Source organism: Gallicola sp. Sow4_E12 (assembly GCF_052116305.1).
Lineage (GTDB): Bacteria > Bacillota > Clostridia > Tissierellales > Peptoniphilaceae > JBQKLI01.
The window spans coordinates 62912-77682 of the sequence record NZ_JBQKLI010000003.1 but is presented as its reverse complement, the minus strand read 5'-3'; the positions used below and the strand labels follow the sequence as shown (position 1 = coordinate 77682).

13 protein-coding genes, 1 tRNA gene and 1 other RNA gene are annotated in these 14771 nt (G+C 37.8%); 6 read left to right on the top strand and 9 right to left on the bottom strand.

Going from position 1 to position 14771, the window contains the following annotated elements; translation table 11 throughout:
- Positions 1 to 3: 3 nt before the first annotated feature.
- Positions 4 to 705: an ABC transporter ATP-binding protein gene (locus ACTQ46_RS02590; protein WP_441747320.1), complete on the bottom strand. Its 702-nt coding sequence runs from the start codon at positions 703 to 705 to the stop codon at positions 4 to 6.
- 127 nt (positions 706 to 832) lie between these two features.
- Here ACTQ46_RS02590 and mnmH point away from each other — a divergent pair, with 127 nt between their 5' ends.
- The 3 genes from mnmH to ffs all read left to right on the top strand — a co-directional run bounded on the left by mnmH (position 833) and on the right by ffs (position 2333).
- A complete protein-coding gene (gene mnmH, locus ACTQ46_RS02585; protein ID WP_441747319.1) occupies positions 833 to 1900 on the top strand; it encodes a tRNA 2-selenouridine(34) synthase MnmH in 1068 nt (355 codons plus the stop codon).
- Between the two features lie 76 nt (positions 1901 to 1976).
- Positions 1977 to 2067, top strand: a tRNA-Ser gene (locus tag ACTQ46_RS02580).
- Positions 2067 to 2333, top strand: an RNA gene (gene ffs, locus ACTQ46_RS02575) — signal recognition particle sRNA large type. The genes ACTQ46_RS02580 and ffs overlap by 1 nt, the downstream gene beginning before the upstream one ends.
- A gap of 51 nt (positions 2334 to 2384) precedes the next feature.
- Here ffs and ACTQ46_RS02570 read toward each other — a convergent pair.
- The 6 genes from ACTQ46_RS02570 to hemZ all read right to left on the bottom strand — a co-directional run bounded on the left by ACTQ46_RS02570 (position 2385) and on the right by hemZ (position 8974).
- On the bottom strand, positions 2385 to 2861 hold the full coding sequence (locus ACTQ46_RS02570) for a hypothetical protein (RefSeq protein ID WP_441747318.1): 477 nt from the start codon (positions 2859 to 2861) through the stop codon (positions 2385 to 2387).
- 137 nt (positions 2862 to 2998) lie between these two features.
- Entirely contained in the window at positions 2999 to 3409 is a 411-nt protein-coding gene (mscL, locus tag ACTQ46_RS02565; protein ID WP_441747317.1) for a large conductance mechanosensitive channel protein MscL, read from the bottom strand.
- A gap of 120 nt (positions 3410 to 3529) precedes the next feature.
- Positions 3530 to 5086 (bottom strand): cell wall-binding repeat-containing protein, encoded by a 1557-nt coding sequence (locus ACTQ46_RS02560; RefSeq protein ID WP_441747316.1) that lies wholly within the window; start codon positions 5084 to 5086, stop codon positions 3530 to 3532.
- A gap of 79 nt (positions 5087 to 5165) precedes the next feature.
- A complete protein-coding gene (locus tag ACTQ46_RS02555) occupies positions 5166 to 6857 on the bottom strand; it encodes a cell wall-binding repeat-containing protein (RefSeq protein WP_441747315.1) in 1692 nt (563 codons plus the stop codon).
- A 307-nt stretch (positions 6858 to 7164) separates the two neighbouring features.
- On the bottom strand, positions 7165 to 7569 hold the full coding sequence (locus ACTQ46_RS02550; RefSeq protein WP_441747314.1) for a hypothetical protein: 405 nt from the start codon (positions 7567 to 7569) through the stop codon (positions 7165 to 7167).
- Between the two features lies 1 nt (position 7570).
- Positions 7571 to 8974, bottom strand: coding sequence for a coproporphyrinogen dehydrogenase HemZ (gene hemZ, locus ACTQ46_RS02545; protein WP_441747313.1), 1404 nt, complete (start codon positions 8972 to 8974; stop codon positions 7571 to 7573).
- Positions 8975 to 9099: 125 nt separating this feature from the next.
- Here hemZ and ACTQ46_RS02540 point away from each other — a divergent pair, with 125 nt between their 5' ends.
- Entirely contained in the window at positions 9100 to 10272 is a 1173-nt protein-coding gene (locus ACTQ46_RS02540) for a M20 family metallopeptidase (protein WP_441747312.1), read from the top strand.
- A 124-nt stretch (positions 10273 to 10396) separates the two neighbouring features.
- On the opposite strand, the gene ACTQ46_RS02535 is transcribed toward ACTQ46_RS02540, so the two are convergent.
- Positions 10397 to 10672 (bottom strand): ArsR/SmtB family transcription factor, encoded by a 276-nt coding sequence (locus ACTQ46_RS02535; RefSeq protein WP_441747311.1) that lies wholly within the window; start codon positions 10670 to 10672, stop codon positions 10397 to 10399.
- Positions 10673 to 10757: 85 nt separating this feature from the next.
- Between ACTQ46_RS02535 and ACTQ46_RS02530 the strand changes: the two genes are divergently transcribed.
- Both ACTQ46_RS02530 and ACTQ46_RS02525 read left to right on the top strand, forming a co-directional pair.
- A complete protein-coding gene (locus ACTQ46_RS02530) occupies positions 10758 to 11666 on the top strand; it encodes a DMT family transporter (RefSeq protein ID WP_441747310.1) in 909 nt (302 codons plus the stop codon).
- Complete coding sequence (locus ACTQ46_RS02525; protein WP_441747309.1) at positions 11663 to 12376, top strand: pseudouridine synthase; 714 nt, start codon at positions 11663 to 11665, stop codon at positions 12374 to 12376. Before ACTQ46_RS02530 ends, ACTQ46_RS02525 begins: the two co-directional genes overlap by 4 nt.
- A gap of 321 nt (positions 12377 to 12697) precedes the next feature.
- Here the strand turns inward: ACTQ46_RS02525 and ACTQ46_RS02520 are convergent, their stop codons facing one another.
- On the bottom strand, positions 12698 to 14374 hold the full coding sequence (locus ACTQ46_RS02520) for a DEAD/DEAH box helicase (RefSeq protein WP_441747308.1): 1677 nt from the start codon (positions 14372 to 14374) through the stop codon (positions 12698 to 12700).
- Positions 14375 to 14771: the final 397 nt, after the last annotated feature.

The window sequence follows — 14771 nt, the reverse complement described above, 5'->3', positions numbered from 1 at the left end:
GGATCACCACTCGATCTCGTCAATGGATTTTGGATTTTCATTCAAAGTAATCGACCGTACTTTTGAATCATTGATTTCAATCACCCGGTCTGCTATAGGAGCGATAGCGCTGTTATGTGTAATCACGATAACTGTTGTATCGGTCTCTATGCAGGTGTCCTGCAGCAGTTTAAGGACTTGTTTTCCTGTATGATAATCTAATGCCCCCGTCGGCTCGTCGCAAAGAAGCAGTTTCGGATTTTTCGCCAAGGCTCTGGCAATCGCCACCCGCTGCTGTTCTCCACCGGAAAGCTGGGCTGGGAAGTTGTTCATTCGATTCTCTAGTCCCACTTCCTTCAACACCGTTTCCGCATCTCTGGCATTCTCTACAATCTGCGAAGCCAGCTCTACATTTTCCTTTGTCGTAAGGTTGGGAACGAGATTGTAGAATTGAAACACGAAACCTACATCCGATCTTCTGTAGCTTGTGAGCTGCTTTTCATTATACAAAGAGATTTCCTTTCCATCGACTAGGATCTTCCCCTCGTCGTTTGTATCCATGCCCCCTAGAATATTCAGGACTGTAGACTTGCCGGCACCGCTTGGCCCTACAATGATGACAAACTCGCCTTTTTCTATCGTAAAATTAATTTTATCATTGGCTATGATGGTGGTTTCTCCCATCTTGTAAAATTTCGAACTGTCGATCATCTCAACATATGACATATTCTCCACCATTCCTTTCAGTTGTATTTACCTTTTGCCTACTCTATAATATTAAGATACCTGTCTTTAGGTACCCTAATCAAATTATTTATTAACTATAATTATACTATAAAGAATTGGAGCATTTATGTTCGAGACTGTTGAATACAAAGAAACGTTAAAAGAAAAAGATAAACTATATGTAGATGTACGGACTCCTAAGGAATTCGAAAAAGAAACGATCCCCGGCGCCATCAACCTGCCTATTCTTTTTGATGACGAAAGGGCTGTCGTCGGAACCTTATACAAACAAAAAAGTCCTGAAGATGCCAAGCTTGCCGGCGTACAATTTATTTCAAAACGGCTGCCGGAAGTTTTTGCTGAATATCAGCGGCTTTTTAAAGAGTACAAAAAGGTTTATGTTTTTTGTTCTAGAGGGGGATACCGAAGCTCTTCTATCGTGTCCTTTATTTATTCCTTGGGGATTCATATTTATAAATTAGACGGGGGCTACAAATTCTACCGCCAGTTTATCCGGGAAGAACTTCAAAAAGAGATCCAAAGAATTACTCCTATCGTTTTATACGGAAACACAGGAACGGGAAAAACTAAAATACTGCAGGAACTGGATGCCTTGGGCTATCCTGTTGTAGACTTAGAAGCAATGGCAAATCATAGAGGCTCTCTTTTAGGTTCTGTCGGTTTGGGTAAACAAACGACTCAGAAGATGTTCGAATCTTATCTCTATGACGGCCTTCTTAAGGGAAATCCCTTTGTGTTTATGGAAGGAGAGTCTAGACGAATCGGAAATGTGGCTCTTCCAAAAGAATTATACGATAAAATGCCGGAAGGAATTTCTATAAAAATAGAAAGCCCCATGGAATACCGGGTCAAAAATCTTGTAGAAGAATATTTAAAGGCTCCCTCTTCCGACGGTAAAGAGGAATTTTCAAAATCTTTAATGGAAGAAGAGCTGATCAGAGCTCTCGATAAGATTAAAAGATACTTTTCTAAAGAGCGAATTGAAGAATATAAAAAACAGATTCATCAGGGAAATTATGATTTCGTAGCAGAAGAACTCTGCAGATATTATTATGATCCGAGATATTCTACTCGAATCAGCGATTATGATTTCGAATTCGTTAACGACAACGAAGTTCAGTGCGCAAAGGTGATCGCAGATCAGTTAGGCTATTTGTTTGAAAAGCAGGAATAAAGTTCTTGACAAGCGGCAATAGCCGCGTTATAATATATTTTCCTAGGTAATTTCTACAAGATTTTATCTATAGCCTGGAGAGTTGGCCGAGCGGTCGAAGGCGCACGATTGGAAATCGTGTAAGCGTGATAAGCGTTTCGAGGGTTCGAATCCCTTGCTCTCCGCCATGCACTAGATGGGGAACTAGCGATGCCCTGTAACCTGCAATCGCTGTAGCAGGGTCGAATTCCCGGTGGAGGGTCTCTTTTGATGAGGTCTGACTGCGACACGTGGTGTTGAAGAACGGGTCCTGCGCAATAGGAAGCTATGAATCTGGTCAGGTCAGGAATGAAGCAGCCATAAGTAGTCCTTTCCTATGTGCCGCAGGGCAGCCTGTTCGGAGCTAACGATCGCGGTTCCGCTCATTGGATTAGATTCAAATCCGGGTGTGCTACATAGAAAAAAACGAGCTCTTTAAAAGAGTTCGTTTTTTATTTGCATTCTTTTAAATTTCTTGTTCGAAAACTTCTCCTCGTTCCATTCTTCGAAGAATAGCTTTTTCATCTCGAAGCTCTGCAAGTATGCCTTGAATCTGTTTCATCGTGCGTTCTACATTCTTTCGATTCTTGCGGACCTGCATCTGAACGATAACGTCTACTACCGTACTATCTAAAAAATAATCCGCTAAGACTGCCGGTTTCGACATTTTAATTTTTAGTGTCGTATAATTGCTTACATTCGCCAGTTCTCTCTCAAAAGTATTTATCGCCAAAACTGCTTCGTCGGCAATTTTGCCGGCTTCTTTTATTTTTCTCTGTTTAATAAAAGTAGTCAGCCACTTTCCTTTTATCGTATCCAGTATTCCCCATCTGCTTGCAGAGGATAGTTCATCTCGTACTTTAGCAAGCTTTTTATAAGCAGTCTCTCCGCTCTTTATCGCTCTATCTAAGTAGTTGATTTCTCTTTTGTAATTTGCGCTCATATAATTCCTCCTTCATTTACCCTTATTGGTTCTTAAATACCCTTTATCCCGTCTCTTTAAGCAGGGGGAATGAAAAGAGCGGGTTTAAATTTTCTCATAAAAAAACAAGAACCAGAGTTCTTGTTTGTATCTTTGCATTAAACTGTTTCTGTTACAACAGCATCGCCTAGTTCAGATGTACAGTTTGGACATCTTGAAGCTTCGATATCGATAGATGTTTTACAGAAAGGACAAATTTTTGTTGTTTCTTTTACAGGCTCTTTTTTCTTGAACTTGTTCATCGCTCTAACAATCATAAATAATACAAATGCAATAATGATAAATTTGATAAGTGCTGTGATTACAGCCCCGTATTTAAAATCGACGCCCATTACAGAAACTGCCAATGTCGTAAAGTCCACTCCTGCTGTCAACGCTCCTACTAACGGCATGATCATAAAATCAACGATAGCTGTTACGATCGCTGTAAATGCAGAACCGATAACAATACCGATTGCCATATCAAGCATATTCCCCTGCAGTGCAAATTCCTTAAACTCTTTTAACATTTTTCTACCTCCTAGTATATTTTTGAGTCATCCTCAATGCCATTATACTCATTATCCCTTATTTAATAAAGTATTCTTTTCGATTCCATAGAAAAAAAGCACCCGTTATGGATGCTTTTTTTATTTTATAATAAATATCCTTACTTGTTTTCGTCCCCACTGATATGCTTCTCTATTGGAGTTCATATAGACATCGATCTTATTTCCTTTGATAGCTCCTCCTGTATCTTCCGCTCTGCCAAATCCATAACCTTCTACATACATTAAGGTTCCTATAGGAATGACCCTGGGATCGACAGCAATTGTTCCTCTTTTTGGATAGGTACCGCTTGCTGTCGGGTACGTTCCCGATTCGTTATAAGCTGTGGCAACAACATTCATCGCTTTTTTATACACGAAATTCTCTCCTGAAGGCGTTGTGTAGGAGTTCTCGACCTTTACTTCTGTCTTTGAAATTCCGGATACCGGCACATATCTCATAGAACCATCAAATTCTATATGAAGATATCCGTTTATAATCTTTCCAGAGACTTTACTCCCTTTGGGAAGTCTTCCTACCGTTCTATAAGATGCATCTGCTCCGGATTTTACTTCTAAATCTTTTCCAGCCCATCCGCTTAAAGACTGGGAAGGTATCTCTTCAGCTTTTGGGGAGGTCTTGCTTACAATTTTCCCTACAGTGTCTGTAATCGCTACTTCTTCTCCTGATAATGTGGATGCTACTTCTTCAAGAGAACTTAATTTAAAGTTTTCCCCTGTACTAAGGGCATATAAGCTATCCACTTTTCTATCGGCTAAAGTTTTCTCTAAATCATTCAGCTGGCTTGGACCGCTGATTAGAAAAACAGGCGCCTTTTTCTGCGCTGACAAAGCCGAACTTAAAAGAGCATCTTTATAATCTCCTCCATCCGCAAGTATTGCAGATTTTGAAGGACCAAAGGCTTCCGCTACTGCTTTGGAGGTTTCGTATCGGTTTTTCCCGAAAAGTATAAAATTATTCAGCTCTTTTTTATCTTTGCCCATCACAGAAAAGATCTCCTCTTTTACAGCATTCGATACTGCAGCATCTCCTCCTACAAAATATACAAGTTTGTCTTTGTTCGCTTGAAGATACTTTCTAGAAGATTCGGAAAGCTCTGCTTTGCGTGTTAGAATAATATTCATATTTTTTTCAATAGCAAGGGCACTGGCTGCCAGGGCATCTGGAAAGTTTTCTCCGCTTGCTATAAGTATATTTCTATTTTGACCTAATGTTCTCGCTACTTCTACGCCGGTTTCATAGCGGGTACTTCCTGAAATTCTGCCTTTGAAGTTTTTTATATTCTTTACAACATTATCCGGCACCGCTTTTTCTCCTCCGACAGCGTATACATTCTGTGCCTGGCGGATTCTTTTATAGCCTAAAGAATCTATCTTCCCATTTTTTACATAAAGAATCGATCCGTTCTTTTCTCCCGCTAAAACTCCTCCCGTTAAGGCATCCGCATAATCCTCTGCGCTTACTAGAAATAAATTTTCTACTTCGTCAAACAAATAGGCGTCGGAAAGATTTGATGTTTCTTTGATTGTAGAACCTTTTATATAAGTGGCATTAAGATTTTGTGCAAAAGACGGTTCGGATACGACTGCTGCCGAGCCGATCATAAGGGATAGTGCAATTTTGTTGATTAATTTCATATATTTCCTTTCTGCTTCTGATTTTCCATATCATTTTATCTGTTCCAAACAAAAAGCACCCTATCGGGTGCCGATGTTATTAGTTTAAAATTCTTCTTGCTGTTACGAATGTGTTTACATAATAGCTTGAATTGATATTGTCCATTTTAACTCCAGTTGATGGTGAAGAAGAGTGGATTAATTTTCCGTCTCCTACATACATTCCAACGTGGCTGATTCTTGATCCTCCGCCTGTTGCAAAGAACATTAAATCTCCTGGCTTAAGATTGTTTCTGCTTACTTGAACTCCGTTAGAAGCCATCGCTGCTGAGTTACGATTTAATTTAATACCTGCATGAGTTTGATATAGGTGATACATAAGACCTGAACAGTCGAATCCAACATTTGGATTCGCTGAGCCCCAAACATATCTTGCTCCTAGGTATCCGTATGCTCCTTTTACTAAAGCATCTTGTGTAGAAGATTTTTCTACTTTAACTTCAGTTTTAGAAAGGTCGCTTACTGCTACATATCTTGTAGATCCGTTGAACTCGATACGTACGTAATTATTAATCACTGCACCGTATACTTTAGTACCTTGGCTTAATGTGCCTACTTGTTTATAAGATGGATCTGCTCCGGATCGAACTGCTGCAGAACTTTTTACCCACCCTGTGAAAGATGTTTGAGGTGCTGGAGCCGGTTTTTCTGGTGCCGGTTCAGCAGGCGCTGGTGCTGGAGCTGGTTCAGCCGGTTTTTCTACATTTATTACTTTTCCTACTGTGTCTTTAATCTGCACTTCTTCAGATCCAGATAGTTTTGTTACGATAGTATCTAAATATTGAACACTGAATTTATCTCCAGTACTGATTCCGTACACATCGGATAAACTTTTAGTTGAAAGGTAATTTGTTAAATCTTCTGCTTGTCTAGGTGATGTAGCTAAGATCATAGGTGCTTGTTTTTTAGCTGCTAAAGATGTTCCTAGCAAAGCATCTTGATACTGGCTTCCATCTGCAATAATTGCATTATTGAAAGGACCGAAAGCTTCTGCTACCGCTTTGGATGTTTCATAACGGTTTTTTCCTGCGATTGTTACTTTATTATAGTCGTTAGGGTTTTTACCCATAATAGACAAAATTTCTTTTTTAACATTGTCGCTGATCGCTGCTTCTCCACCGATGAAGTATACTAAACGATCTTTGTTTCTTTCTAAATATGATTTTGTAGAAGCAGGCACCTGATTCTTTCCAGTTAAGATAATATTATAATCTTTTTGGATAGCTAGTGCTGATGCTGATAATGCATCTGGGAAGTTTTCACCGCTTGTAATAAGGATATTTCTATCTTTTCCTACAATGTTTGCTACGAGCTGAGCTGTTTCGTAACGGTTTGCTCCAGCGATTCTTCCTCTAAAATTGTCTAAGTCTTTCACAAGAGAATCGGGGATACGAGCATCTCCTCCGATAACATAAACATTTTTAGCTTGGGTGATTCTTTTATAACCCCGCTCATCAATTTTCTTATCATTCACGAAGAATAGTGAGCCGTTGTTTTCACCCATATGTACTCCGCCTGTTAAAGCGTCTGCATAATCTTCGCCGCTTACTATAAATAGGTTTTCTACTTGGTCAAACAAGTATCCGTCCAATAGATTAGATGTTTCATCTACTGTTTTTCCATTAATATAAGCAACATTTAATCCAGCTGCTAAAGAAGGTCCTGATACAGATACTGCTGCTGCGCAGATCATAGTAGACAGCGCTGCTTTTTTCATAAATTTATTTATCATATTTTTAATTAAGTCCTTTCTGAATAAATTTGCATTATATTTCGCAAAAGTATTTTTTATTGCTTGATTCATTCAACAAACAGTATTTTAAAGGACTTAATTTTTGATGTCAACGGAATGAAACCTTTTTGTCATAAAAAAGTTCTATTTTGCCTCGTTCTTCTAAAACTCAATAATGTTTGTAACTTTTTTGTAATTTTACTAAGGGTCTGAGAACGCCTAAATTCAAATAGTTACAAAAAGGTTACAAAATGTAACAAATCGAATACAAGCTATTTCAGGCCTAATTATTACATTTTCGTAATTTTTATAGCTCATGTAATGATTTTTTTGCCAAATAAAAATAGCGCAGCTGAAGCTTCCCGATATCAATAAAACTGCCTGCAAAAAGACCGGTCCAAGTATCCTTAAACTCTGTCTTTTGATAGGCTTTCACTTCACACCCCGCTTCTAAAGGATGAAAGGTGTAGTCTACCGTACTTTTTGTTTTTTTGTTCTCCATAGAAAGATAGAGGCGTTCCATAGGGATCTTTTCAAGAATCTTATAATCTGTCCTTTGTCCGTTTATATCGATCTCATAATAAGAATTCTCATCGATTTTTACCGACTCTCTGATTCCTTCTCTCCAATGAAAGTCTTCATGATTTGTTAGTTTTTCCCACACCAGTACAATATCCGTTTTAAATTCCGAGGACACTTTCGCTTCTTTCATCCTATACTCCTTTTATTAGTCTGCTCTTTTTCTCTATAATTTCATCTATTTTATTTTGATAGTCTCTTAGATTCTTATAATTTCTGTAGTTTTCTATGCGGTTTTCATTTGGATAGAGGATTTTGCTGTTGGAAGTCATTCCAAGGCCTATCACCGTCTGCCGTTCCTCCATCATATACATATTATACAAATTCTCTTTTCCGGGCAAAGCATAGCCTACATTTTCATGATTTCCTAGGATCTGCTTTTGACGGTACAGATAATATGGCTCGTAAGGGCTTTCTGCTATAAAACGATGAACTCTCTCGAGCATATCCCCGATCAAATCCCGTTCTCCGCCTAAGTTTTCCTGTCTTTCCATAAATTTCGAACCTCGTTTTACAGAAAGAGTATGGATTGTTAAATTCTCCGGCATTAATTCCTTTATTTTGTGAAGATTATATTCTAAGTCCTCCATTCCCTCCCCTGGAAGTCCTAAGATAAAGTCCATGTTGATACAATCGAATCCAATCTCTTTCGCTTCTTCGTATAAACGGATGAGGCGGTCATTGTTTTGAACCCTTCCGATTTTTTTCAGAGTTTTATCATGAAAACTTTGTGGGTTTAATGATATTCTTGTGACACCCTTCTCTTTGAGCAAAAAGAAGACCTCTTGTGATAAGGTATCTTCTCTTCCGGCTTCCACTGTCCACTCAACAGGCAGTCCAAAATCTTCCTTTACCCCCTCTAGCAGAACTGTTAAATCTTCCTTTTCTAAAGAGGTGGGCGTACCTCCTCCAATATAAACCGTTTCTAATTTCTTGTCTTTAAGGACTTTTCCCATCGCCTCCATTTCTCGAAGGAGCGTCTTTATATAGTCTTTTCTATAATCACGCTTTTTATATAGTATCGTCGGGAAACTGCAGTAATCGCAGCGGGTAGGACAGAATGGGATGTTTATATAAAGAGAATAAGAATCTTCTTTTATAGGATAGAGATAAGGCCTTTGACGGCAGGCTATAGTATAAAGAAGATCTGCTTTTTCCTTAGAAAGAGAGTACTCTTTAGTAAGTCTTTCCAAAATCTCCTCCCGATCTTTCTTTTGGTCCATCAACTCCTGTACTATTTTTACAGGACGTATCCCTGTCAATATCCCCCAAGGAGAAGTCTTTTTATAATACCCTTCCAGCAGTTTCAATACGGCTCTTTTAAAAGCACGCCGTTGAAGTTTTTCTTCTTCTATATAAGGAACAGATAGTTCGACTTTTTTATCTTCTTTATATAAGGAAGCTTTCCTATTTTTGTATTCAATTGCAAGATTTAAATCCTCTTCTCCGGAAAAACAGATTTCTTCCCTCGGTACAAAGGTTCTGACTAATTCAAATATATCATAATGGAGTTTCTCTTCATCTAAATAAATTCTCATATCTTCTCTCTTTTCGTTTTTTTACTATTGTAGCAGATACACAAGTTTTTTGAGAATTTTTATAGATTGTACTATACTGTTATAAGTATTAAACATAGAACTTACTTTAGGAAAGGTTGTTAAGAATGTTAGATGAAGAAGTTTTTAATCCAGTAAAAACAGAAATCGTAAAAGTACTTCAGGATTTAGTCCGTATCCCCAGTGTAAATCCTCCGGGTCTAGAACTGGCAATGGGTGATTATATCTATAAGTATATGACCGAAGCAGGAATCGAAACTGAAAAAGTTTTCGTTGAACCAAACCGCTACAACATTGTCTCTACCCTTCCCGGAAAAAACAGAGAGAAAGGCATTATTTTTACAGGACATATGGATGTGGTTCCTGTCAGCGATGACGAAAAACAAAGATGGAATACCGATCCTTTCGGTGCCAATATCATCGGCGAATATCTATATGGAAGAGGCTCTTCCGATATGAAAGGCGGACTATGCTGCGCCATGGTCGCTATGAAAACTCTGAAGGAGCAAAATATCCTTCCGGATCAAGATATCGTACTGGTTGCAACTGTGGATGAAGAAGACTTGATGAAAGGGTCCAAAGCCATGAGAGGCTCCGATCTTTTAAAACACTGCAGAAGCGTTGTCGTCTGCGAACCTACAGATTTAGAAGTCTGCACCTCCAGCAATGGAAGAACTTATGGATATATTCATGTCCGCGGGAAAACAGGACACGGCTCTCGACCCGGTGTTGGACAAAACGCCATTGAACTTTCAAGATTTATTATGGATCATATGGCTGAAGAAGATTTCAAAGAATTCGAACACAAAGACTATGGCCGAAGCTTCTGGCAGCCTTTAGCCATACACGCAGGAGTCAACCCTTGTGTTGTCCCGGATAAATGCTCTATGGAAATCGATGCAAGAATTGTTCCAGACCACACTCCAGACGATGTTTGGGTAGCTATCAAAAAAATATTTACTGAAATCCAGAAAGATATCCCTGCTTTTAAAGCAGACATCGAACTTATCGATGAAAGAGAATCTTGGGAAACCTCTCCGGAAACAGAAATCATACGACGTACAAAAGAAGCCTTTCAACAACTCCAGCTTCATTATGAAGACTCCCATTTTACAGGCACCACAGACGGGACAATATTAAGACGAGATCATAGAGATGTTGTCATTTTAGGTCCGGGAAGCTTGGATGTCGTTCATCATGAAAATGAAAAGGTCCGCGTCGCCGACCTTTATAAAGCTTTTGAACTTTATCTTCAAATCATGACTTTAGAAGAATTTTAGCCAAAGAAAAAACTCTTCCAAAAAGGAAGAGTTTTTTCTTTGATTATGGCTAATTTTTACGTGTAATCACTTAAGCCTTAATCCAATACGTTGAATTTTTGTAGTAAAAGAATTATTTGATCCCCTATGAATGGTTGAAAATAATTTCAATAATCTCTTTTACTTTTTCATCCACCAATGAATAGCAGCTAAACGCGCCTTTTCGTTCCATACGAACGATTCCCATATCCTTCAGCTTTCCCAACGATTGCGATATCATTGATTGGGAGCAGTCAGAGTTTTCTAATAACTGGGAGACGGTTCTGCTTTCATGCAGGTATAATTCGTGGACGAGAAATAATCTTATCGGATTCGATAAAGCTTTAAGCAAATCTGCACCTTCTAAATAGGCTGTTTCCATTTCGCGTCACTCCAATATCATAATATTGTAATCTTAATAGTATATTAGTAAAGCAAATTTGTCAAATAATTAATGAGAGGTTATTATGGATACTATATTAAATAATAAAAAGAAAGGAATCGCCGCAGCCCTTTTTTGTATGTTTTTATGGGGTTCTGCTTTTCCTGTCTTAAAACTAAGCTATCAAGAATTAAATATCCCTGCCAATGATTTTATGACGAAAATATATTTTGCAGGCATCCGATTTTTTCTGTCGGGAATTTTAGTTTTTCTCTATTCTTTCTTTTTCACCAAAACAAAAAGAGGAAAAATCGATCTGAAATTTTTATTGCTCCTAGGTCTTGTACAAACAACAATCCAATATTTTTTCTTTTATATCGGAGTCGGTAATACAAGCGGAGTGAAGTCTTCTATCCTTCAGGCCTCCTCTACTTTCTTGATCGTCCTCTTCTCCCATTTCATTTTTAAAGACGATTCCCTAAGTCTTCGAAAGATTATCGCTTTGGCTTTTGGTTTCGGCGGGATCTTCGCCGCCAACATCTCCATGGGTTTAGACTTGAGTTTTCGACTGACTGGAGAAGGATTTCTTCTGATGTCCTCTTTGGCAAATGCCTTAGGAACCATCCTTGTGAAGTTAAAAGGAAAAGATATGAATCCTCTAACCCTTACCTTAGGACAAATGATATTCGGTTCTCTTCTTCTTTTAATTCCCGGTAAAATATTTCAACATTCTCCATTAGTATGGACCCCTTTTGCAGTCCTGCTGCTTTTTTATAGTGCCTTTATTTCTGCAGCTGCCTTTACCTTATGGTATGAGTTGTTGAAACATTATAAATCCGGAGAAATTTCAGTGTATCAGCTTTTTATCCCCATCTTCGGTTCTTTTTTATCCTTAGCCCTACTACCGGAGGAACATTTGAATTATAATTTAATTATCGGTTTGATACTTGTCTGTATCGGAATATGGATATTAAATAGAAAGAGGTTCGTATGAAAAAATTAAGAATTGATAAAATCCTTGCCAATCTAGGATATGGAACAAGGTCTTCTATAAAAAAAGAAATGAAAAAAGGCGTGGTTACGGTAAACGATAAAGTCGTAAAAGACAGCTCCACCCTTATCGACCCCGAAAAAGATGAGCTTTATTATAAAGACCTTCTCATTGAATATCAGGAGTATATCTACCTTGTGATGAATAAGCCGGCAGGAATTATTTCTGCAACAGAAGACTATAATCAGGAAACCGTAGTCGATATTTTAATCCCGGAAGACCAGGCACGTGATCCTTTTCCTGTAGGCAGACTTGATATCGACACAGAAGGACTTCTCCTTCTTACAAACGACGGGAAATTTGCCCATAAAATTTCAAGCCCCAAATCAGAAATTCCTAAAACTTATTTTGTAAAAACAAAAGAAAAAATCGAAGAAAAACTCATCAAAAAATTCAAGAAAGGCATTTATCTCATTAACGAAGATATTACGACAAAACCTGCAGAGCTTGAAATATTAAGCGACCACACCGCCCACCTTACCATCTACGAGGGAAAATTCCACCAGGTTAAGCGTATGTTCGAATATACCGGAAACGAAGTACTCTTCCTAAAAAGAATCAAAATAGGCGCCTTTTCGCTCCCTGAAGACCTAGAGCCAGGGGAATATAAGGAAATGGACTTAGAGGATTTAGAAAAAGAGATAGGGATATAGAAGAAATGAAGTGTGGAGTGTGAAAGAGGGAAGAGGGGAGTTGAAGTTGAAAAGTTCCACTTTTCTTTTGTTTGATAAAAGAATTATTTGCGTTTATAACTTTAATGAAGAAGGTTGTTATTCTAATTGTATTTTTAAAAATATAAATAGAAAATAACTTTTTGCTGTTTTATAGTTGCTGATCTCATAGCAGCCTGCTTCTTATAATATAAAGAAAAATGAAATCTTTCTTTCATATTTCTACTATAACTCCCCTCTTCACATTCAACACTTCTTTTTTTAATCTTTCACACAAAAAAAGACCCCTTCCGGGATCTTTTTTTATTTGTTTTCAGCAAGTTCTATATTAACTTTAGAGCCTTTGATATGGCCGCCTTTTAGTTTTTTAAGAATTGTATCGGATACTTTTGGATTTACATCTACAAACGTAAATTTATCATAAATATCGATATTTCCTACGTCAGAAGCTTTTACTCCTGCATCTTTGCAGATTGCAGATAGTATATGTCTTTGGCTGATGCCGACTCTTCTTCCAACATTGAAATAAAGTCTTTTTGATTTGCCGAAAGAATTTGATTTTCTCTTGTCGCCTCTTCTTCGATCGTTTCCTCTACGGTCTCGATCTCTGCCGTCGCGATTATTGCTTCGGCTAAGTTTCTTGTTTGTATTAATATCAACATAATCCAACTCTTTATGTCCTGTAAGATTTGTATTGTTTTGATACAATTTCAAGATTGCAGCAGCGATTTGAGAAGCGCTGTATTCTTCAGCTTCTAGAAAACTTACTGTTTTAATTTGATTTTCAAGATTTTCATGATCCATAATGCGTCTTAATTCGTTAAGAGTCTTGGAATCTTGGTTTTCTCGAATATCTTTTAATGTAGGCATTAACTTTCTTTCGATTGTTGTCTTCGTATATTTTTGAATATCACGAAGATTATTATAATCTCTAGAAGTTACGAAGGATATAGCTGTTCCTTCTCTGCCGGCTCTAGCTGTTCTTCCGATTCTATGAACATAATATTCATTATCCTGCGGAATGTCGTAGTTTACGACAAGATCCACATCGTCCACATCGATACCCCGTGCTGCAACATCTGTCGCAACCAGTATATCAATGGTACCTTTTCTGAATTTGTTCATGACTACGTCTCTTTGAGTCTGCTTTAAGTCTCCGTGAAGACCGTCTGCAAAGTATCCTCTAGACTGCAAATCTGTAGTTAATTCATCCACCATCCGCTTGGTATTACAAAATACTACTGAAAGTTTTGGATTATATATATCTAAAACTCTCGATAAAATTTCCGACTTCATAAAGGATTTTAATTCATAGTAGAACTGATCTACTTTAGGAACGGTCATCTCTTTATGCTGTATTTTTACAATTTTAGGTTCCGCTTGGTATTTCTTTGCGAATCTCAAAATTTCCGGTGCCATAGTTGCTGAGAAGAACAAAGATTGTCTTTCTCCCGGAATATAGTTTAATACAAATTCGATATCTTCTCTAAATCCCATGTCAAACATTTCATCTGCTTCATCCAGTACGAACATGCGTACATCATCAAGCTTCAATGTCTTTCTTCGGATATGATCCATTACACGTCCCGGTGTACCGATAACGATTTGGATTCCTTTTTTAAGACTTCGAATTTGCCGATCTATAGGCTGTCCTCCGTATATTGGGAGTACTCTAATTCCTTGCTTGTATTTTGCAAGCTTTGAGATTTCTTGTGAAACCTGTATGCAAAGCTCTCTTGTTGGACATAATACTATTGCTTGAACAGCATTCTTTGTCGGATCTACTTGTTCTACAATAGGGATACCGAAAGCCGCCGTCTTTCCTGTTCCTGTCTGAGCTTGACCGATAACGTCTTCGCCCTCCATCAAATAAGGTATTGCTTGTGCTTGGATTGGCGACATTTCTTCAAAGCCCATATCGGAAACGGCATCGAGTACCTCTTTTGACAGATTTAATTCTTCAAATCTTTCTTTTGTCATTCATTTGTCCTTTCTAATTAAATTACTTGTCTAGTGTATCACAAAAAACAGCAAGTTGCGAGGGCGAAACCAATGAAAACCTTACCCCAAAAGAAAGAGTGAGAGAAGTAAAAAAAAGTGGTAGAAAAGAAGAGTGGTAGAGTGAAGAGTGGAGTTGTTATAGAAAACGAAAAAAAGTTTTCATTTTTCTTTATATTATAAGAAGCAGGCTGCTATTAGATCAACTATTATAAAATAGCTAAAGGTTAATATCTAATTATACTTCTTAAAATATAACTAGAATAATAACTTTATTCATCGAAGTTACAAACGGGATCAAATTCTTTTATAAAACAAAAGAAAAGCGGAGCTTTTCAACATCAACTCCCCTCTCTCATTCTTTCACTCTTCTTTAAGT